This is a genomic window from Bacillus massiliglaciei (assembly GCF_900098925.1).
GTDB classification, from domain to species: domain Bacteria; phylum Bacillota; class Bacilli; order Bacillales; family DSM-1321; genus Peribacillus; species Peribacillus massiliglaciei.
Genome location: NZ_LT622360.1, coordinates 420,580 through 439,715 on the forward strand (window position 1 = coordinate 420,580; position 19,136 = coordinate 439,715).

Annotated in this window: 22 protein-coding genes; 11 read left to right on the top strand and 11 right to left on the bottom strand. The window is 40.7% G+C overall.

Annotated features, from left to right (window positions below; all coding sequences use genetic code 11):
* Window positions 1–16: 16 nt before the first annotated feature.
* Both BQ4305_RS18575 and BQ4305_RS18580 read right to left on the bottom strand, forming a co-directional pair.
* Window positions 17–604 (bottom strand): hypothetical protein, encoded by a 588-nt coding sequence (locus tag BQ4305_RS18575; protein ID WP_199880757.1) that lies wholly within the window; start codon window positions 602–604, stop codon window positions 17–19.
* A gap of 158 nt (window positions 605–762) precedes the next feature.
* The gene (locus tag BQ4305_RS18580; RefSeq protein WP_110929689.1) at window positions 763–939 is read right to left on the bottom strand and encodes a YkvS family protein; all 177 of its coding nucleotides are present in this window, start codon (window positions 937–939) and stop codon (window positions 763–765) included.
* A gap of 347 nt (window positions 940–1,286) precedes the next feature.
* Here BQ4305_RS18580 and BQ4305_RS18585 point away from each other — a divergent pair, with 347 nt between their 5' ends.
* Window positions 1,287–1,481: an abortive phage infection protein gene (locus BQ4305_RS18585; RefSeq protein WP_110929228.1), complete on the top strand. Its 195-nt coding sequence runs from the start codon at window positions 1,287–1,289 to the stop codon at window positions 1,479–1,481.
* A 339-nt stretch (window positions 1,482–1,820) separates the two neighbouring features.
* Here the strand turns inward: BQ4305_RS18585 and BQ4305_RS18590 are convergent, their stop codons facing one another.
* The 3 genes from BQ4305_RS18590 to BQ4305_RS18600 form a co-directional block, all read right to left on the bottom strand.
* Window positions 1,821–2,294 carry a sigma-70 family RNA polymerase sigma factor gene (locus BQ4305_RS18590; RefSeq protein ID WP_110929229.1) on the bottom strand — a complete coding sequence of 158 codons (474 nt, stop codon included), beginning with the start codon at window positions 2,292–2,294 and terminating at the stop codon, window positions 1,821–1,823.
* A 251-nt stretch (window positions 2,295–2,545) separates the two neighbouring features.
* Window positions 2,546–2,758, bottom strand: a complete 213-nt coding sequence (locus BQ4305_RS18595) for a thermonuclease family protein (protein ID WP_110929230.1) — start codon at window positions 2,756–2,758, stop codon at window positions 2,546–2,548.
* Window positions 2,759–2,792: 34 nt separating this feature from the next.
* Entirely contained in the window at window positions 2,793–2,978 is a 186-nt protein-coding gene (locus BQ4305_RS18600) for a hypothetical protein (protein WP_110929231.1), read from the bottom strand.
* A gap of 123 nt (window positions 2,979–3,101) precedes the next feature.
* Between BQ4305_RS18600 and BQ4305_RS18605 the strand changes: the two genes are divergently transcribed.
* The 7 genes from BQ4305_RS18605 (at window position 3,102) to BQ4305_RS18635 (ending at window position 9,051) form a co-directional block, all read left to right on the top strand.
* On the top strand, window positions 3,102–3,740 hold the full coding sequence (locus tag BQ4305_RS18605) for an ABC transporter ATP-binding protein (RefSeq protein ID WP_110929232.1): 639 nt from the start codon (window positions 3,102–3,104) through the stop codon (window positions 3,738–3,740).
* The gene (locus BQ4305_RS18610) at window positions 3,730–4,524 is read left to right on the top strand and encodes an ABC transporter permease (RefSeq protein ID WP_234397005.1); all 795 of its coding nucleotides are present in this window, start codon (window positions 3,730–3,732) and stop codon (window positions 4,522–4,524) included. The genes BQ4305_RS18605 and BQ4305_RS18610 overlap by 11 nt, the downstream gene beginning before the upstream one ends.
* A 211-nt stretch (window positions 4,525–4,735) precedes the next feature.
* Window positions 4,736–5,002, top strand: coding sequence for a phosphocarrier protein HPr (locus BQ4305_RS18615; protein WP_110929233.1), 267 nt, complete (start codon window positions 4,736–4,738; stop codon window positions 5,000–5,002).
* On the top strand, window positions 5,002–6,729 hold the full coding sequence (gene ptsP, locus BQ4305_RS18620) for a phosphoenolpyruvate--protein phosphotransferase (RefSeq protein ID WP_110929234.1): 1,728 nt from the start codon (window positions 5,002–5,004) through the stop codon (window positions 6,727–6,729). The genes BQ4305_RS18615 and ptsP overlap by 1 nt, the downstream gene beginning before the upstream one ends.
* 219 nt (window positions 6,730–6,948) lie before the next feature.
* Entirely contained in the window at window positions 6,949–7,734 is a 786-nt protein-coding gene (locus tag BQ4305_RS18625; RefSeq protein ID WP_110929235.1) for an SDR family oxidoreductase, read from the top strand.
* 14 nt (window positions 7,735–7,748) lie between these two features.
* The gene (locus tag BQ4305_RS18630; RefSeq protein ID WP_110929236.1) at window positions 7,749–8,624 is read left to right on the top strand and encodes an NAD(P)-dependent oxidoreductase; all 876 of its coding nucleotides are present in this window, start codon (window positions 7,749–7,751) and stop codon (window positions 8,622–8,624) included.
* 61 nt (window positions 8,625–8,685) lie between these two features.
* Window positions 8,686–9,051, top strand: coding sequence for a hypothetical protein (locus BQ4305_RS18635; protein WP_110929237.1), 366 nt, complete (start codon window positions 8,686–8,688; stop codon window positions 9,049–9,051).
* 213 nt (window positions 9,052–9,264) lie between these two features.
* On the opposite strand, the gene BQ4305_RS18640 is transcribed toward BQ4305_RS18635, so the two are convergent.
* Complete coding sequence (locus BQ4305_RS18640) at window positions 9,265–10,431, bottom strand: aminotransferase A (RefSeq protein WP_110929238.1); 1,167 nt, start codon at window positions 10,429–10,431, stop codon at window positions 9,265–9,267.
* 123 nt (window positions 10,432–10,554) lie between these two features.
* Between BQ4305_RS18640 and corA the strand changes: the two genes are divergently transcribed.
* Complete coding sequence (corA, locus tag BQ4305_RS18645; RefSeq protein WP_110929239.1) at window positions 10,555–11,532, top strand: magnesium/cobalt transporter CorA; 978 nt, start codon at window positions 10,555–10,557, stop codon at window positions 11,530–11,532.
* Window positions 11,533–11,699: 167 nt separating this feature from the next.
* Here corA and BQ4305_RS18650 read toward each other — a convergent pair whose 3' ends face one another.
* Together BQ4305_RS18650 and BQ4305_RS18655 are read right to left on the bottom strand one after the other, a co-directional pair.
* Window positions 11,700–12,911 (bottom strand): MFS transporter, encoded by a 1,212-nt coding sequence (locus BQ4305_RS18650; RefSeq protein WP_110929240.1) that lies wholly within the window; start codon window positions 12,909–12,911, stop codon window positions 11,700–11,702.
* Window positions 12,912–12,920: 9 nt separating this feature from the next.
* The gene (locus tag BQ4305_RS18655; protein WP_110929241.1) at window positions 12,921–13,340 is read right to left on the bottom strand and encodes a MarR family winged helix-turn-helix transcriptional regulator; all 420 of its coding nucleotides are present in this window, start codon (window positions 13,338–13,340) and stop codon (window positions 12,921–12,923) included.
* A gap of 211 nt (window positions 13,341–13,551) precedes the next feature.
* Between BQ4305_RS18655 and BQ4305_RS18660 the strand changes: the two genes are divergently transcribed.
* Window positions 13,552–14,454: a chemotaxis protein gene (locus BQ4305_RS18660; RefSeq protein ID WP_110929242.1), complete on the top strand. Its 903-nt coding sequence runs from the start codon at window positions 13,552–13,554 to the stop codon at window positions 14,452–14,454.
* 122 nt (window positions 14,455–14,576) lie between these two features.
* Here BQ4305_RS18660 and BQ4305_RS18665 read toward each other — a convergent pair whose 3' ends face one another.
* From BQ4305_RS18665 to BQ4305_RS18675, 3 genes are all read right to left on the bottom strand, one after another.
* Window positions 14,577–15,083: a YkyB family protein gene (locus BQ4305_RS18665; RefSeq protein ID WP_110929243.1), complete on the bottom strand. Its 507-nt coding sequence runs from the start codon at window positions 15,081–15,083 to the stop codon at window positions 14,577–14,579.
* A gap of 574 nt (window positions 15,084–15,657) precedes the next feature.
* Entirely contained in the window at window positions 15,658–15,903 is a 246-nt protein-coding gene (locus BQ4305_RS18670) for a hypothetical protein (protein ID WP_234397006.1), read from the bottom strand.
* Between the two features lie 289 nt (window positions 15,904–16,192).
* Entirely contained in the window at window positions 16,193–17,002 is an 810-nt protein-coding gene (locus BQ4305_RS18675) for a metallophosphoesterase (RefSeq protein WP_324611603.1), read from the bottom strand.
* Between the two features lie 220 nt (window positions 17,003–17,222).
* Between BQ4305_RS18675 and BQ4305_RS18680 the strand changes: the two genes are divergently transcribed.
* Complete coding sequence (locus tag BQ4305_RS18680; RefSeq protein WP_110929244.1) at window positions 17,223–19,079, top strand: SLC13 family permease; 1,857 nt, start codon at window positions 17,223–17,225, stop codon at window positions 19,077–19,079.
* Window positions 19,080–19,136: the final 57 nt, after the last annotated feature.

Consider the following 19,136-nt stretch of genomic DNA (forward strand, 5'->3'; position numbering starts at 1 on the left):
ATGACCGGCCTCTCCTTCATTTTTGCTTATTAATCGTTTTAGCCATTTCCAGAAAGGCATCCCTATAATCAGATTCTCCGGTTGAATAGATCGTAATTTTTGCGGGATGGTTCGGTTCTTTTAGCAATATAGATGTCACAGAACCTTCTTCTGATTTAGCCTCAAAAGAACTTCCATTATCAATATTCAGGCCGGGATCAATTAACGATTGAGAAGAGGACTGCAATTCACTCTTTGCGTTTTCCGCTAATTCTGTCCAATTCGCATCTTCAGGTACGATTTCTATCCTCATAAAAATACGCTCATCTTTTTTTAAATAGACGATATCTTGGCCGGGTTCTTCTGAACTCAATTCAAATTCAGGCAATACATACATTGAAAAAGATTGATTGTCGCTTGTTTTCAAAAAAGCTGTATCTTCTATACTTTCCCCGGTTTTCGTGTATGTTAGATTGTGTTCTCCTGCTCTTACTTCCGGAGCTTTTTCAGAGACAGACTCCATCTTTTCGGGTTCTGCTTCTTTTTTGTCTGCTGTCCCTCCGCATCCGGCAAGCATGAATAAGGAGACTGGCATAATACATAAGAGTATGGCGTGTTTCTTCATTCTGACTGCCTCAACTTTCATATAGAATTAAATGAATTGCTTTAATGATTGTACCCTATCATATAGACGAGAATAAAGAGAAAGAGTGACGGCAGCATAATTGGCAGTAAAAAAAGAGAGATACCTATTGGAATCTCTCTGGCGCTGGCAGTTTATGGTCATCCGATAATTTTATAATTTTTATGATTGACCACGGTTTTTTGTTCGAGTTCTAAGTCTCTGTAATTGTCCATATAGGTAATGTCGACAATTACAGAGTTTTCGTTGACCTTTTCCACTACACCCTTTAAACCTTCTTTGAATTCAATGACATTGCCGACTTCCGCCTTTTTCATGTCAATCATCCTTTCCCATCCCCTCTATCCCCAGTATTTAGGCTAATGATCGAAATATGTAGTCATGCCTCTTCTCATTGCAGAAGGGGACTTTTGCCTTCACCCGTCTTATGAATCCAGTTATCCAGGCGGATCATAAAAGCCCGCGATGAAACGGCTTTATATTTTTGTTATACAGTTTGCACTATTTCGTAAATTTAGTAAAGAGTTTTATTCGAAAATTTGAAAAAATATCCATCGCTACATGTCTGTCCTGCCCTGAATGGTTCTTGAAAAAGACTTGTTTTTCCTTTAAGGTTAATAATGTTAACGATCTTTTTTGAGAGTGCGGAAAGGGAGAGGGAAGAATGGACGGCCAGATTTATAAAGATGTGCTGGATAAGCTTGCAAATAAAGAAATAGAATCATACACAATTACCCAGGAGAATTTTTTAGAGTTCCGGGAGCAGCTGGTGAAAAGGGAAGATTTCAAGCATTTCAGAGGCAATGCCCAGCATAATGGGGTAATTATCTATACATACTTAGATGTACCGAGAAGCTGATGGGATTCTGCTGGAAAAGCGGCTTTGACAGTCAGTCAGCTTTATTGAGCGAGGCTGAGATAAAATAAGAAAGAGGCTGGGACATAACTAGAATGTTCATCACTAAATACGAATATTAAGGGTCAAAAAAGTCCTTTTATAGAAAAAATACGAACTATTCACCATTCTTATTATCGAATGATGAATCTCAGTTCGGATTTTTCTTTAGCTGATCCTTTTGTCTTAGTCTCTTTTTTTGCTTTAACTGGATTGATTTTCATTTCTGGGGGGCGGTTCGAGCCTGCAGACTTTCACCCCATTCTAAGAGTTTTCTGTTACTTCAAGAACACCTGTTTTCTTCTATTTAATGTGGATTTTTCGCAGTTTTTTGAGTGCCTGGGCCCTCCATGATTTCACGGAAGCTGCCGTAACACCATGCTGTTCAGCGATTTCAGCAATCGATCTGCCGTCCAGAAAAGTTCCGGTGACCCACTTTTTCTGATTCTGAGTCAATCCGGAAGTATAGCATAGAACGGATTCCTCCTCGAAGGGCTTATCATAAGAAAGGAGGGAGATGTTCTCAGTTTTCCCAAAGGATAGACTCTGAGATTGAAGTCTGTTTTGCCGATTAATTTCATTAATGATTCGCCTTTTTACGACCATATAGGCAAAGTTAAGGAATTTCTCGCTGTCTTCCTTTCTTCTGGATGCTTCCCAAAGAGCTATCAAACCGATTTGAAAGAACTCCTCCTTATTTTTATAGATGGAGAGAGTGTGAATGACTTTATGAATCATCGGGGTATATTTTTCAGCGAGTTCAGTGAAATTTTCCAATTGCAGAGACCTTTCGAACCGTGCACGTTTCAGTTATTCCCGGGTAGCATAAGCATAAAAAAATGAAGGCTTTATTTCGAATCGGAAAATGCAGTTTTTGGGTGCTGGAAATCGATAAAATTAAAAAATTCAGCTTGAATTATCTATTTTTCAAAGGGGAAAACAAGCTTTTTAGTGATTTTCCCTTCGAAATGGAATGAATATAGAAAGAGTCTGGAACAGATCAGCAGCTATTGACTGCAAATTCTGTGTTAGCCACTCCTGCTGCCCCTCTTTTCAATCAGCGTATAATTGAACAGCTTTCCATCGACATAAAAATAGGCAAGGAACCTTCTGTATTTATCAAGTTCACTGATGCCGGGCTCCACTTCGGCCTTGTTCTCCGGCGGCAGAAGCTCTTTCACGAATTTGCTGGCTTCTGATCCGAACGGCTGAACATCAAGGGATGGAACTCTCAGATGTATCTATAAGAAGACGTACAAGTTTCTTCCTTCATCCTTATACGTTTGTCTTTCTGTGCGTGAGGAATCCATAGTATGCTCCTTTACGGTTTTTAGCAGATTCCTCTTGATTAGAAGAAGGGCTTTCAGTTGCAGTATTGCTGTATGCTCCAATGAGAAGCAAAATGAATAAAGAAAGAGCAATTCCTCTGGCGTTTCTGAAAAAATGTGTTTGGCGGCCCATAGTAATCCCCCTATTTCGAGTAGTATTGTATGATGGGAGGGTAAAAACATATTTAAACGTAAACGAATTGATCCAATAAAAAACGAAAAAATCCGGAAGTGTGAAAACAGGGAGGGAAAAGGATTGTTCGAATTAGAAAAGGTTGCATACAAAGGGATAATAAAGATTGACAGTTTACATATAAAAAAAGGCGTCGTTACTTGTATTGTCGGTGAAAGCGGTTCAGGCAAAACATCTCTGCTCAAACTCCTGAATTGGATGGCAGAACCCGATGCGGGGGATATAAGATATAACAATGAATCAATCTTCAACATGAATCCCATTGAATACCGGAGAAAAGTATCCATGCTTTCTCAAACACCTTTTATTCATCCTGGAACAGTTAAAGATAACCTTCTGTTAGGGCTCAAGCTGACAGGCAGAAAAAAGATTTCGGAACCGGGTCTGGAAAAGCTGCTTCAGATTGTTTTTTTAGAGAAAAGTCTTTCCGAAGATGCAGACAATCTTTCAGGAGGGGAAAGACAAAGATTGGCCTTAGCCAGGATCCTTTGCTTAAACCCGGAGGTCTATTTGCTTGATGAACCGACAGCAGCATTGGATGAAGAGACAGAGATGAAAGTAATGAGCCGTTTTTTTCATAAGATTAAAGGGGAGGGAAGATCGGCCGTCATGATTACTCATTCTAAACGGCTTGCGGAAAGCTTGGGAGATGAAATCATTATGTTAAACAAAAATAGAGAGGGGGAAAAAAGTGCAGAATGAAGTGAATGGAATCATAGACATAGAATTTTGGAGACTGGCTGCTGCGTATATTTTTATCCTGCTCCTCATCTTATTTATCAAAAGGCGCGGTATTTCCCGTGAGAAGGAAATCATCCTGGCTGCTGTCAGGATGACAGTCCAGCTTGTATTAGCAGGATATTTTTTAACAATTTTATTTAAACATCCTCATCCGCTTCTTTCTTTAAGTGTGCTGGCCGTAATGGTTGCTTTTTCGGTTTTTACAATCATAAGGCAAATGAAATTCACTTTAAAAAAAGAGATGAAGAAAATCATTGCGATAAGCATGATGACAGGTCCGGTTGCTGCGTTATTCTATTTCAATCTTATCGTCATTCACTTTGTACCATGGTATGAAGCGAGATACTTTATCCCGATAGCCGCTATGATTATCGGCAGTTCGATGACAGGTCTGTCTCTGGCAATAAAAAATCTTCATGAGTCTATCTCGGACAATAGGGAAAGAATTGAATCTTTACTTATGATTGGCACAAGGCCCGAAGATGCGGTTGAAAAGTATGTAAATCAAGCATTTGATTCTGCAGTGATGCCAACCTTGAATAATATGCTTGGAATGGGCATCATATTTTTGCCCGGTATGATGACCGGACAAATTCTGGCAGGTGTCAGCCCTGCTGTCGCAATCGAGTATCAAATCGCCATTATATTAGGCGGCCTTGGCGGTGTTTCGTTAACCGTATTTGCTTTTATTAAGATGAGTTTCAAGGCATATTTTACCAAAAACATGCAATTAAACCTTAATTAATCATAAAAGAAAAAAAATTTCGCGAAATTGAGTAGCTCCTGATTGTCTGTACACAATAGTAATGCTATCCTTTATTAAGAAATGGGAAGGTCATAATCAGCTAAAGAAGCTTTATCATGCTCCCGTTTGGGAAGATGCAGCATATTTATTAAAGCGCTATTATGCCGTCTCCATTCACTATTGTAATTTATCCAAAAGGAGACTGATTTATATGGTAGAAAGAACATTTAAGGTTACAGCAGATACTGGAATTCATGCACGTCCGGCAACACTTCTTGTACAAGCAGCAGGAAGATTCAGTTCAGAAATTAATTTGGAATATAAAGCGAAAAAAGTGAACATGAAATCCATTATGGGAGTCATGTCATTGGGAATTGGCAAAGATGCTGAGATTACCATTACAGCGGACGGAAGTGACGAAACAGAAGCGTTAGACACATTGGCTGCCACTTTAAAAAATGAAGGCTTGGCAGAATAATGTCTACTTTGCTGACAGGAATCGCTGCTTCAGCCGGTATCGCAATGGCGAAGGCTTATCGATTTATTGAGCCAGAACTTACGGTCGAGAAAATAAAAGTGGATCAGCCAGAGACTGAAGTCGCCAGGCTGGATGGAGCTGTTGAAAAATCCCAATCAGAATTAGAAGCTATCCGCGAAAAGGCTCACAAAGAACTTGGGCAGGAAAAGGCAGCCATTTTTGATGCTCATCTTTTAGTTCTGCAGGATCCAGAATTACTGGGACCAATAAAAGACCGAATCCAATCGGAAAATGTGAATGCTGAATTCGCTTTGAAGGAAACAGCAGACATGTTCATTACGATGTTCGAGCAGATGGATAATGAGTATATGAAAGAGAGAGCAGCAGATATCCGGGATGTGACAAAAAGGATTTTATCCCATCTCTTGGGCATTCATATCCCAAATCCAAGCCTTATTGCTGAAGAGGTAATCATTATAGCTGAAGATTTAACTCCTTCTGATACGGCTCAATTAAACCCTGAATTTGTAAAAGGGTTTACAACGGATGTAGGAGGAAGAACTTCCCATTCTGCTATTATGGCCAGATCAATGGAAATTCCCGCTGTGGTTGGTACAAAGGAAGCGGTAGCTTCCATTCAAAACGGCGATTTTATCATTGTTGACGGTTTGAATGGAGAAGTACATATCAATCCTACACCAGAAGTCGTTAAACAATATGAATTCAAGCATTCCGCTTACGAAGCTCAAAAAGCTGAGTGGGCTAAGCTTGTTTCACAGCCAACATTGACGAAGGATGGACAGCGGGTTGAACTAGCTGCTAATATCGGCACACCGAAAGATCTAAAAGGTGTCCTTGATAACGGCGGAGAGGGAATTGGACTGTACAGAACCGAATTCTTATACATGGGCAGAAATGAATTGCCAAGTGAAGAAGAGCAATTTGAAGCATATAAAGCTGTTTTGGAAGGGATGAAAGGGAAGCCGGTTGTCGTTCGGACGCTTGATATTGGCGGAGACAAGGAACTGCCGTATCTGGACCTGCCAAAAGAAATGAACCCATTTCTTGGCTACCGTGCCATTCGATTATGTTTGGATGAGCAGTCCATCTTCCGGACTCAGCTGCGTTCTCTTCTTCGTGCCAGTGTTTACGGGAATTTGAAAATCATGTTCCCAATGATCGCAACGCTGACCGAGTTTAGGGAAGCGAAGAAAATGCTTGAAGAAGTAAGGCAGGAATTAACGGCAGAGGGTGTCAGCGTTTCTAATAACATAGAGCTTGGAATCATGGTGGAAATTCCATCTACTGCCGTCATGGCAGATGTGTTCGCTAAAGAAGTGGACTTTTTCAGCATTGGAACAAATGATTTGATTCAATATACGATGGCTGCCGACAGAATGAATGAGCGGGTTTCTTACCTTTATCAGCCATATAATCCAGCCATTCTAAGATTGGTGAAAATGGTTGTAGATGCAGCCCATAAAGAAGGTAAATGGGCCGGTATGTGCGGTGAGATGGCCGGAGATGAAATCGCTATACCAATCCTTCTTGGTTTGGGTCTGGATGAATTCTCAATGAGTGCATCATCCATTCTGAAGTCTCGTTCACTTATCAGCAAGCTGACCAAGCAGGAAATGGAAAGCTTGGCCAAAGAAGTGCTGCTGATGGAGACAAATGAAGATGTTAAACAAACAGTGGCAAACGCGGTTGAAAAAAATAAAAAATAAAAGTTTACTGCCTAGAGAAAGGGGTATATACAGAATAAGCACAGTTGTTTAGCTCTATTCGAGCAGCTGACATTCTCATTTCCCCCTTTTAAAGCCGGTTGAGGAATCCTCAGCCGGCATTTTTTTGTGATTTATCCTAACAAATAAATTTCAGATTTTTCAAATTTGTTGAATATCGTTATAATAAAAGAGTCATATTCAAGCAGGGAGGGAAAAAGAATGGATTTGGAGCTGAAAAATAAAAATGCGTTAGTTCTGGCGTCAAGCCAAGGGCTTGGAAAGGCTATAGCAGCCGAACTGGTACGTGAAGGGGCAAATGTCATGATTTCCAGCCGGGATGCAGAGAAGCTTGCCGGTGTACAGAAAGATCTTTCGAAAGATGCTGCCGGGAAAGTGGCGTTTTACGCAGCCGATATTACTAAGCATGATGACATTGAAAGATTGATTGAAAAGACAGCCAGTGAATTTGGCGGCATTGATATCCTTGTGAATAATGCAGGGGGTCCTCCTGCCGGCACTTTTAAGGATATGGATGATGAAGCCTGGCAGCGTTCATTCGAGCTGAATCTTTTCAGTTATATTCGTGCAATCCGGAAAAGTCTCCCGTTTCTGAGGGAAAATGGCGGGAGAATCGTTAACATTGCATCTTCATCTATTAAGGAGCCAATCCCGGGACTTGTATTATCCAATACTTTCAGAACGGCTATTGTAGGTTTAAGCAAAACTCTTGCTGATGAACTGGGTCCGGATCATATTTTGGTAAATACTGTAGGACCAGGAAGGATTTCCACTGACCGCATTAAATATTTGGATAAGGCGGCAGCGGACAGGAAAGGCATCAGCCAGGAGGAGATTGCTGACGGCATAATAAAAAATATACCGCTCGGCCGGTATGGCGAACCTGATGAATTTGCAAAATTCATAACTTTTCTTGTGTCCGGAGCCAATACATATTTAACTGGCCAAGCCTACTTAGTCGATGGGGGATTAGTGAAGTCAATATAAAAGGAGGCAGCTGAATGCTTACAAAAGAAAATACAGTCATTGGTTTTATTGGAACGGGCGTTATGGGAAAGAGTATGGCAGGTCACCTGCTTACCGCAGGCTATCCAGTATACGTCTACACACGTACAAAGGAAAAGGCGTCAGAATTGATTGATAAAGGTGCCAAATGGGCTGAATCGCCGCGTGAGCTTGCAAAAACGGCCAATGTGATAGTTACAATGGTCGGTTATCCGAAAGATGTGGAGGAAATCTACCTTGGAACCGAGGGTATAATTCAAAATGGAAACCCGGATACCTATCTGATTGATATGACTACATCTACTCCTACTTTGGCTGAAAAAATCGCCGGAGCGGCAAAAGAGAAAGGGATGCATGCACTAGATGCCCCGGTATCAGGCGGGGACATAGGAGCAAGAGATGCCAAGCTTACGATCATGGTCGGAGGGGAGGAACAGGCTTTTGAAACAGTGAAACCACTGTTAAGTCTGTTAGGCGAAAATATTATACTTCAAGGGAAAGAAGGAGCAGGACAGCATACGAAGATGTGCAATCAGATTGCCATTGCAACCAATATGATTGGGGTCAGTGAAGCAGTCGCTTATGCTGAAAAGGCTGGACTGAATCCGGAGAAAGTCCTTCAAAGTATTACATTTGGGGCTGCGGGCAGCTGGTCACTGTCCAACTTGGCTCCGAGAATGATACAGGGGGATTTTGAACCGGGGTTTTATATTAAGCATATGCTGAAGGATTTAAATATCGCTTTAGAAGAAGCAAAAAAGTTAGGCATGGAGACACCCGGTTTGTCCTTAAGTCAGTCATTATATGACAGGCTTGAAAAATCAGGAGAAGAAAACAGCGGGACACAGGCACTCTACAAAATCTATAAATGAATATCGGCTCCTTCCCCGGAATAGATTGAAGAAGTAAGCCATTGACGGGGGAGGGATATCAATGGGTGAATTTGATGACATCGAAAATAAATTTCAGGAACTGGAAGATGGAAGGTATATTGTCCGGATTGAAGGGTATAAAAGAGAGTCCACGATCAATCAGACAAAGCCCATTCGCTGGGATTTGAAATTAATGAATGACAGTCCATATATTTTGCCCATGAAATTCAGCCATATTGAAACGGATGCCGGTTTCCAAATCCTTATGAGAGAACTTAAACAGCTGGGGTTTAGTAAACCGAGATCAACGAGGGAATTTGAGGATGTGCTTTCCAGCTTGCTTGGTTCGATCATTGAAATTAACCTGGTTACAACGAATGAAAAGGAAAATTATCGCGACATTCGTTTTGTAAGGAGATTATATTAAGAGTTCGAAAACTATTTTTTTGCCATTTTTTTGTAAAAAATAAACAGACAGAGATAGATATAAAAAATATCAAATTGGAACTGCACCCCAATTATCAGATGGATCTATCAATTGGAGGTGCAGTTTCATTATGGCCAAATTTACAGCTCAACAGAACGTACGAGCTCTAAAAAGTTAGCTTGAAGGTAAAAAGTATAGCCTGAAGTATGCGTGTTATTCCGCATGCTTTTTATTATTATTCAATAGGAATTTTTCAAGACGGTCCAAGGCTTCAGCAAGAGCAGACATCGAATAAGCATAAGAAATTCTGAAATACCCTTCCCCAAGAGAAGAAAAGGCATCCCCCGGTACAACAGCAAGTCCTGCCTTTTCAACAAGCTGCAGACAGAATTCCAAAGAGTGCTCATATCCTGCCGGAAGCTTAACGAAAAAATAAAAAGCGCCATCAGGCTTTACAACGTCAAGGTTCAAAGAGACAAGGCGCTGGTATACATAATCCCGTCTTTTGATATATTCAGCTTTCATAGGTGCTGCATCGTTTTTGCCTGCCGTCAATGCCTCGATAGCGGCCATTTGGGAAATAGACGATGCGCAGGTCACATTGTACTGATGAACTTTTAAGATCTGACTGCATATGGCAGCCGGAGCGAACAATAAACCAATTCTCCAGCCTGTCATGGAGTGAGATTTCGAAAGACCATTCAGCACAATCGTCTGTTCCCTGAGAAAGGAGGCGATGGAGACGTGGGCCTGTTCATAAACCAGTTCGCTGTATATTTCATCTGCCAGAATAAATATATCTTTTCCGCGGATTAAATCAGCAATTTCTTTCAGTTCTTCCCCGGTCAGCGTAACCCCGGTCGGGTTTGACGGATAAGGTAGAACGAGACAGCGTGTTTGATCGGTCAGGTGCTTCTTAATAATATCCGCAGTTAAGCGAAAGCCGTTCTTTGTTGTATCAGCATGAACAGGCACAGCTCCGGCCATTTTTATGATCGGTTCATAGCCAGGATAAACCGGTCCTGGCAGAATTACTTCATTTCCTTCTTCTAAAATAGCTCTGAAGGTAATATCTATTGCTTCACTTGCCCCTGTGGTGACAATGACTTCCTCTGTGGGAAGGTATGTGAGCCGGTATTTGTCCTGAACATAGCTGCAGGCTGCTTCACGAAGTTTCAAATATCCGGCATTATGGGTATAGACTGTGAAGTTATGATCAATTGCTTGTTTGGCAGCTTCTTTAATATGCTCCGGGGTAGGAAAATCGGGCTGTCCCAATGTTAGGGAGACTGTGTCCTCTATGTCCGCTACAAGGTTGTAGAATTTTCGAATTCCTGAAATTTCTACTGCCTTTACGCGAGGGTTCAGTAAATGTTCCATTATGTATATTCCTCCTTCTTTCTCTTACATTTTACCACTTTAGCATCTAATTAACGAATCGAAGTTTAACGGAGTGAGGAATACAGATATAATAGATAAGGGAGTGACAAAGGGGATGTTACTGTGATTCGCACATGTTTAATCGATAGAAACGATGAAATTATTTTGGATGTACCCATTGAAGAAATCGATCCAGAAAAAGTGAAATGGTACTGGGCGGATTTTGATCGTCCTGATCTTAATGAAATCGCTAAACTTTCCAGTTATTATCCATTTCATCAGCTGGCGGTTGAAGACTGTATTGATGATCATCTTCAAAGGCCAAAAATTAACTTTTATGAAGGCTACCATTTTTTAATTATTGATGCGTTAAGAGAGGATGGCACTCAGGTAACCGAGCTGGATATGTTTGTCAATCAAAAATGGATTGTAACCTACCATAAGGAGGAAGTACAGGAACTGAAGACGGTATGGGAGAAAATTCAGTCCAAGCCAAAAAAACCCAAAAATCCTATGGTTCTCATGCATCATCTAATAGATGAAGTGGTGGATCAGTATTTCCCGCAAGTATATGAAATAGAGTCCAGACTGAATGAATTAGAGGACAATACAAAGAATATCAGTGTCGCTGAGCTGATTGATCAGCTATTTGATCTTCGTTCTGATTTATCGCGTCTTCGCAGAACAATTCTGCCTATGAGGGATTTACTGTACCGGATGGTCTCCTCTGAGCGTCTGAATGCTCAGGAGCAGCATTTATATTTTACGGATGTATATGATCATCTGCTGAAATTGACAGAAATGGTGGAATCTTATCGCGAATTTTCATCAGATATCCGAGATAATTACCTATCTGTCAATTCAAACAATATGAATGAAACTATCATGACGCTTACTGTATTTACAACCATTTTCATGCCGCTTACTTTTATTGCAGGCATATATGGGATGAACTTTGAAAAGATGCCTGAACTTAAGTGGGATTTTGGGTATTACATAGTTTTGGGGCTTATGGCCGCAATAAGTATACTGATGGCAGTATTCTTTTATAAAAAGGGCTGGATCTTTAGAACAAGCTCCCATAGGAATAAAAACAAATGAAGAAAAGGCTGGATTGGAGTTAAGGGAAAAAGTACGAGGGATTGACGCCAGGCTCGAACCATGAAACTGAAAGCACACCTTACACAGAAATTCATGAAGAATAAGCAAAAGGACATCCAATTTCTCAGTGAGAATTGGATGTCCTTTATTTTTACTTGACTCAAGTTTTACGACTGCTGTTTAAGGAGCAGGCTTTTAGAAAGTTCTTTATCTTTTCTTCCGTGAAGAAAGAAGTACAGGATGACAGAAATAACAATTACAGCTGACATGGTTTCAAACAGCCCGCGATATCCAATCAATGGAACAAAGAAACCAAGTAAGTATGGTCCTAAACCAAGTCCTAAGTCGAGAAATACAAAATAGGTTGAAGTAGCAAGACCCATACGGTGGGAAGGTGTTACTTTAATGGCCAATGCCTGTGCACATGATTGGAAGTTCCCATAACCAAGACCGATAATGGCACCGGCAGCAAGTAAAACCCAGCCATAATTAGCTTGGCTGAAAACAAACATGCCAATTGCGAAAAAAATTAGGGCCGGATAAGCTACGATATTTGCTCCTTTAATATCCATCAATCGGCCGGTGAATGGTCTTGAGAGCAAAATGACAATTGCATAAACAAGGAAATAGAAGCTTGAGGCCTCTACTAGATCTATTTCTTCGGCATAGACTGTTAAAAAAGATAGGATTCCGGAATAAGCAAATGCAGCTACAAGCATGACGATGGCAATAGGAATCGCCCGGTATTCAAAGTAATTGGCCAAAGAAAATCGTTTGGAGACCATTTCTTTTTTCGCAGATTCCGGTTTTTCAATTTTAGGAACACGAACAACAAATGAAATGGCCAAACTTATTGCCGCCAAGACAATGGAAAAAACAAAAATAGTGCTGTAAGTTGTATATTGGCTTAATAAAATTCCCACTAAAGGACCTACTGCGGTAGACATTACGATACTGAGACTGAAATAACCAATACCTTCTCCTTTGCGGTTGGCCGGGATAATGTTAGCAATAATGGCTCCTGTTATAGTACTGGCCATACCAATGGCAATACCATGGAGTAAGCGGACCGTAATCAGTAAAGGCACTGTGGACGCTCCAAAATAAAGAGCTGTAATTAAGACATTACAGGACAAGCCGACTAACAAGATTTTTTTATTATTAAATAGCTCACTGATCCGTCCGGCGGCCAGTCTTCCCACTAAAGAACCAATGATAAATATACTGGCAATCAGGCCGGCTGTACTGGTGCTTGCTTGAAAGTGTTTTGAAGCATATGGTGCCATGGTTACCAGCAGTAAATACATGGACAAGGTCAGAAAAAAAGTGATAACAGATACAATGATGAAATCCTTTGTCCAAAGTTTTTCTTTTTTCATGTTTGCCTCCTATTTTAATAAGTTATTACGTGCAATTTTTATAATGCGGTTAACCTGCTGTATTTCTTCTTCGTTAATTCCTTGCAGGGCGTGCTTTTGTAAATGGCTGATTTCCTCTGCTGCCTTTTTGTAAGTTGCTGTTCCAAGATCTGTCAGAAAGAGTTTTTTCTCACGCTTATCTTTTCCGGCTATAACCCCTATATAGCCGAGTTCATGCAGTTTTTTTAGAATAGGCGTAATCGTCGGTTTCTCGACAGACTGACGGACTGCGATCTCTGCAGAGGTAATGGGAGCTTCATGAAAGAGAAGAACCAGTACAGACCATTGAGCTGCATATAGCTGGTATTTCGCTAAGCAAGAGTTTAATTTAGTCGTATAATGTCTCAGTAGCATTGCGTGTTGTGTGAAAAATTCCTGGTTCTGTTTCATATATCTCTCCTTTAAATTAGTTAGGCTAACTAACGATATTAAATATTAGCACATATTATCATTGATAGCAAGATTCTTCCTATATTTAATGAAGGCTATTAAGAATAGCAGATTTTTGCCGAAAAAAAGGGGGAAGGTATGACTTTGAAATAAAAATTAATCATCAGCATTGAAAACGTGCTGGATAAAGTGCTGCATAGGAGAGAGTAAAATGGAGAATAAAGGTATATTGCTTGAGAGCGGGACGAATGAATTAGAAATCGTTGAGTTTGGAATCGGTCATAATAAATTTGGGATTAACGTCATAAAAGTGAAAGAAATCATCAACCCAGTCCAGATTACGACCGTGCCTCATGCCCATCAAAATGTCGAAGGGATTATTGAACTGAGAGGGGAGGTTCTTCCTGTCATTGACGTGGCGCGTGCCCTTGGCTTTCCGAAATCTGAAAATCCGGAACAGGACAAATTTATTGTATCTGAATTCAATCAGCAAAAAATTGTATTCCATGTACATACAGTGACACAAATCCATCGCGTTTCCTGGACTCAAATTGAAAAGCCTTCTAATATGTATCAGGGCTTAGAAAGCCAAATAACAGGAATCATTAAACTGAATGGGGAAATGGTGCTGCTGCTAGATTTTGAAAAAATAGTCGTGGAAATCAATCCGGAATCAGGGATCAATGTCCAGCAAATCAGAAAACTGGGAGAACGGCCTAATTCTGAGAAAAGAATTGTCTTGGCTGAAGATTCTCCTTTATTAAGAAAGCTGCTGTTCGATACGCTTTCTGAGGCAGGTTTCCGGCATTTAGAGTTTTTTGAAAATGGGAAAGATGCTTTGGCTTTTTTGGAAGGTCTTGTGGATGAAGGAAAAGACATCGCAAAGGAAGTACATCTTCTGATAACGGATATCGAAATGCCTCAAATGGACGGTCATCATCTGACTAAACGAATAAAAGAACATGAAACCCTTTCAGAAATCCCAGTTATTATCTTTTCGTCCTTAATTACAGACAGTTTAAGGCATAAAGGCAATATGGTCGGAGCCGATGGGCAGATCAGCAAGCCTGAGATTGCAAAGCTGATAGAGATGATTGATCAATTCGCGTTATAAGTTTGGGCGTTATTGCTAGTGAAGCAACTGTGTTCCTTTTTTTCATTAGAGTTAGTAAAACACTTAGGAGCGGACCGTGTACGGCCCGCTCCTAAGTGTTTGGACTTATTGGCGAATCTGCTTCAATATTTTGATCCTTTACTGAGAAAGGTTGAAGGAAAAGGATTTTGATAATTTTTTGAAGCTGGCTTAACTTTCTGGAATTTTATTTTATCAGCTGTGTTCTTAAAGGACGGATGCTCTGCTTGTCCCACATAAGACTCCAGTATATGCTTAGCTTTTGAAAGGGATAGAATGGTTTTAGGATTTCGGGTGTTAGCCGAGCGGTTGCCCAAGTGAGGAAGCGATTTTAGGTCATCCTTAGCAGGAGGAAGATGAAATGTGTATTCCCCGCATGAAATGATAACATCAGACTGCTGTGCGGCAAACCGAGGATTATCAGAGTAGTGAAGGCCGATTTTTTTTGCTTTGCCTTCCGCTATCATTTTATTTAAAGCCCTTTTTTTTAATTGATATAAATATTTTGGGTCCAACGCTGTTTTTGCATGTTTATTTACAATAAAAACGGCTGGGGCTAATAATTCCGGCAATATCTCATTCTCCTCTGAATGACCCTTCGTTTGATTCATGCTTGAAGCTCCTTTTCTTAGTAGCCATTATGGCAAATATTATTCTTTACTTCATTATATATTTTATAAATTTGTACCTCTCATATTATATCACTTCCCAAAAGATAAGAAAGAGAAACAAAAATTTGTGAAATTTATGTTTTTGTGTCCTTCCATATAAGACTGGTCTGCAATAATTTCTCGCTTCCTATGGCCGTCCCTGCAGAAAACTCAGCTTATTCTCTAAGAGGCGGAGCAGTCTATGCCTTTCTTTCAATCCGGATTTAAAATAAATTGAGAAAAAGAAGCACTAAATGGATCAATAGGTTTTTCGAAAAGTCTTCATTAGAGTGTATGTATAGCTCTGAAGGAACATGCTGAGATAAAACGGCTGCTGAGTCCCAGGTTAAGTAAATCGGGGATTTCTGGATTTCTTCTATTAAATAAAAAGACAAAAGCTATCAAGAGAATGCTCTCAATACTTTTGTCATTTCAAGCGCACAAGCCTTCTTATCTTTTTGCAATGAATATAAAAACCAATTGATAATGTCCAACTGGCCCAGGTCTTGTCTATTTAGCTGCGGACAGCTCAGCACTATCCGATTCTGTATCCAGGGTAGGGAGGATAGGCAGGATACGGAGTGGGGTAGACTGGATAGGCTGGAGGGTACGGCGGATACACAGGCGGCCTGTTGAAGAAGAAAGGGCTGGCAGCCAATCCAGTAACTCCGCCTAATAAAAATGGGAAGAGGAAAGGGAAAAAGCGATCTTGGTCTCCGTATCCATTTCTATTCATTGCCGGATAATGGAGAGGGTAGGAAGGATAATAGATGGGTTGCATGAAATACCTCCTTTTTCTCTGTCTCTTTCTTTATAATGTATGTTTTTATGTCAAAATAGGAGCCTGTCTTATAGCAGATATTGATGAGAGAAGAAGTTTGAAAGAAGAAGGGCTTCGAAGTCTTTGCAGCCAAAGGATGATTTGCAACCGCTAGTAAGGGTGAAGATGAACTCCACATCCAAAAAGCCATGAAAATATGTCATGGCTTTTTAGGTTTCAAGAAATTTCATGTGTTTCATTTTCAAAGGAAATGCTATAATGCATGAAGGAATCCTTTTTTAAAATGATTTTAAATAGAGAATTCATATACCGTTATTTCCGGCCGGGATAAAAAGCGATAAGGGAGACGTGTAGTACCCAATCCTCGGTTGACATGTAACTGTAAATTATCAATAATATAAGTTCCTTCCCGATATTTCTCGGAATAGGGAGGGGTAACAAGGGCGCCCGCAAACGGAATCTGAATCTGTCCTCCATGACTGTGCCCGCTTAATTGCAGCTGTACTTTAAAGTCTTTTGCATGATCGGCAAGGTCTGGAGCGTGTGAGAGTAAGACCGTATACAGATTTCCTGGTATTGTGCCGAGTGCCTGTTCCATATCGGGAGTACCCAGCATAGGCTCATCGATTCCTGCAATGTAAATCTTCTCTGAAGATAGCAAGGTGACAGGCTTATATGTATTTTGAAGCAGAGAGAAACCTGATTTCTCCATAATCTCCCGATAGGAGTCTGAACCATTACCGCCATGATCGTGGTTGCCAAATACACAAAACTTTCCTAGAGGCGCTTTTAATTGCCGAAGAAGAGGGATGATTTTTTCTTTGTGGATATATTCGTCAGGTGCGTCCATTAAATCTCCTGTGAAAAAGAGGATCTCTGGTTCAAAGGTATTTATTTTGCTGATGACTTCCTGCAAATCCTTTAGCTGAAATTGGAAACCAAGATGGGTGTCACTGAATTGAATCATTTTCATGCCGTGAAAACCTTTAGGAACCAGCTTGTTTTTAATTTCGAGATGTTGGATCTCCAGCCAGTTGGGCTCTATGTCCTTAGCGTAGTATCGGCCTCCGACTCCTGCGCCAGTGACAGCAGCAGCCAAACCAAGGCTTTTTTTTTAAAAAGGAACGGCGAGATATTTTCTTGTCCATAATTATCAACCTATCTAAATCAAATTGTTACTTTCCCATATTATCAAAGAAACGATATAAATAGAAGAATATATTCATAGCAAGTATATTACATATTCATTTACTTTTATTACGAAAAAATACATGTGAGTTACAGGCTTCATTCGAGCACTTATCCTGGAGGTACCATAAATGTTCCAACCGATGTTTCTGACATTCATTATACTGGCCTGCACGCTCTTGTTATTTATTCATGGCAAGGTCCGTGCAGACATTATGTCTATAGGCGCTCTGCTTATTCTGGGATTGACCGGAGTAATCCCTGTTGAAGATTTAGTAGCGGGTTTTTCGGATCCTGCTGTTATTATTCTCGCGGCTTTGTTCATTGTGAACGGAGGAATTTTAAATACTGGTCTGATAGAAAAGGCTGGGAATGGACTGCTTCGCTTTGGGGCTGGAAGTGAATTGAAAATGCTTCTTTTCATCATGGCCGCAGGAGGGCTGCTGGGTGCCATTTTGACCAGGGCTGGTATGGTCTCGGTTCTGCTCCCGATTATTATGAGCATGGCTTTGCAGCAAAAGCTGAGTCCTTCCCGTTTTCTCCTGCCGTTTGCCTATGTGAGCAGTATAGGAGGCGTCATGACTTTAATTGGGACTGTGCCCAATCTTTTTGTCAGCGATCTTCTTCGAAAGCAGGATATCACAATCTTGACATTTTTTGATTTCTTGCCTATTGGCTTGATTGCCCTTATTTCAGCTATTCTGTTTTTGGCTACATTGGGCCGATGGCTTATTCCTGAAAAAACAATAGCGGCGAATAATAGTGTGAAGGGGTTATCTGCAGGAGAGCTTGCAGGAATGTATAAGGTGTACGATCGTTTACATTATCTTTATATACCCGCCCATTCCGAAATTGTCGGTGAGCGTTTATCTGAACTGCAATTGCCGGTGAAATATGAGATTACCTTAATTGAAATTAAAAGGAAATCCAAGGAAAAGCAATTATCTCTTCTTTCAAAACAGCATTTCATCTCTGCAAGGGCTGATGAAGTGCTGCATCCGGATGACGTTATACTAGTTTTTGGTGAAGAAGAGAATGTAGAACGGCTGATCGCTGATTATGAGCTGGAGGACCGATTCTTTCATCATGATCAAATCAGAAAGCATTTTCTCAGCAGTAAGTTTGGGCTTACGGAGATATTGATCATGCCCAATTCTGATTATGAAAATCAGACGCTGGCTAATGTCCATTTTCGGGAAAAATACAGATGTAATGTATTAGCCATTAACCGTAATGGTGAATACATTCAGGCAGATGTCGGTTCAGAATTGCTTAAGCCGGGTGATGCATTGCTGATTCATGGGGAATGGGAAAGTATAGAAAGAATCTCTTCTGATCATCAGGACGTAATTGTTATCGGCAGTACACCAGATGAAATAGAGGTGTCAAAATCGAATGCCCAGCCATGGATCGCCTTGGGTATCATGGCATTAATGGTGGTCATGCTGATGTTTGAATCGATACCTCCGGTTGTCTCTGTATTGACAGCCGCGGCGCTCATGGTAGTGACGGGCTGCATTCGTTCTATGGAAGAGGCCTATCAAAAGGTTAATTGGGAGCCGGTATTATTATTGGCTGCAATGATCGGGATTGGGAAAGCACTGGAAACAACTGGAGGGGCCAATTTGATAAGCAACCTCCTTGCTGTTCCGTTCAGTGACGTGGGACCATACGGAATGCTCCTTAGTTTCTATTTGCTGACAATGTTTTTAAGCCAGTTCATTCCTTATGGTGCTTCGGCGATTCTTGTTATTCCAATAGCAATGTCCTCTTCCCTTACGCTTGGGGTGAGTCCGGTGCCGGTGTTGATCAGCATTGCTGTTGCGGCAAGTTTGGCCTTGGCGACCCCGAGGGCTTCAACGATTGATGCACTAGTTACAAAGGCAGGAGATTATAAATATAAGGATTTCGTGCTGGTTGGTATTTCGCTGGAAATTTTTATCTGCGCCATTATGATTGTCACAATTCCAATATTTTTCCCGTTTTAATTAATTTTGACCCCCTGCTTTTAAGCGGGGTCTTTTTATATATGCTGATTATGAAAC

Excerpts from the sequence above, each read along its gene's own strand:
- BQ4305_RS18640 (WP_110929238.1), bottom strand. The coding sequence starts at position 10,431 with ATGGAACATTTACTGAACCCTCGCGTAAAGGCAGTAGAAATTTCAGGA.
- BQ4305_RS18600 (WP_110929231.1), bottom strand. The coding sequence starts at position 2,978 with ATGGGCCGCCAAACACATTTTTTCAGAAACGCCAGAGGAATTGCTCTT.
- BQ4305_RS18630 (WP_110929236.1), top strand. The coding sequence starts at position 7,749 with ATGCTTACAAAAGAAAATACAGTCATTGGTTTTATTGGAACGGGCGTT.
- BQ4305_RS18670 (WP_234397006.1), bottom strand. The coding sequence starts at position 15,903 with ATGCAACCCATCTATTATCCTTCCTACCCTCTCCATTATCCGGCAATG.
- BQ4305_RS18585 (WP_110929228.1), top strand. The coding sequence starts at position 1,287 with ATGGACGGCCAGATTTATAAAGATGTGCTGGATAAGCTTGCAAATAAA.
- BQ4305_RS18665 (WP_110929243.1), bottom strand. The coding sequence starts at position 15,083 with ATGAATCAAACGAAGGGTCATTCAGAGGAGAATGAGATATTGCCGGAA.
- BQ4305_RS18650 (WP_110929240.1), bottom strand. The coding sequence starts at position 12,911 with ATGAAAAAAGAAAAACTTTGGACAAAGGATTTCATCATTGTATCTGTT.
- BQ4305_RS18655 (WP_110929241.1), bottom strand. The coding sequence starts at position 13,340 with ATGAAACAGAACCAGGAATTTTTCACACAACACGCAATGCTACTGAGA.
- ptsP (WP_110929234.1), top strand. The coding sequence starts at position 5,002 with ATGTCTACTTTGCTGACAGGAATCGCTGCTTCAGCCGGTATCGCAATG.
- BQ4305_RS18660 (WP_110929242.1), top strand. The coding sequence starts at position 13,552 with ATGGAGAATAAAGGTATATTGCTTGAGAGCGGGACGAATGAATTAGAA.
- BQ4305_RS18580 (WP_110929689.1), bottom strand. The coding sequence starts at position 939 with ATGAAAAAGGCGGAAGTCGGCAATGTCATTGAATTCAAAGAAGGTTTA.
- BQ4305_RS18625 (WP_110929235.1), top strand. The coding sequence starts at position 6,949 with ATGGATTTGGAGCTGAAAAATAAAAATGCGTTAGTTCTGGCGTCAAGC.
- BQ4305_RS18680 (WP_110929244.1), top strand. The coding sequence starts at position 17,223 with ATGTTCCAACCGATGTTTCTGACATTCATTATACTGGCCTGCACGCTC.
- BQ4305_RS18575 (WP_199880757.1), bottom strand. The coding sequence starts at position 604 with ATGAAGAAACACGCCATACTCTTATGTATTATGCCAGTCTCCTTATTC.
- BQ4305_RS18615 (WP_110929233.1), top strand. The coding sequence starts at position 4,736 with ATGGTAGAAAGAACATTTAAGGTTACAGCAGATACTGGAATTCATGCA.
- BQ4305_RS18635 (WP_110929237.1), top strand. The coding sequence starts at position 8,686 with ATGGGTGAATTTGATGACATCGAAAATAAATTTCAGGAACTGGAAGAT.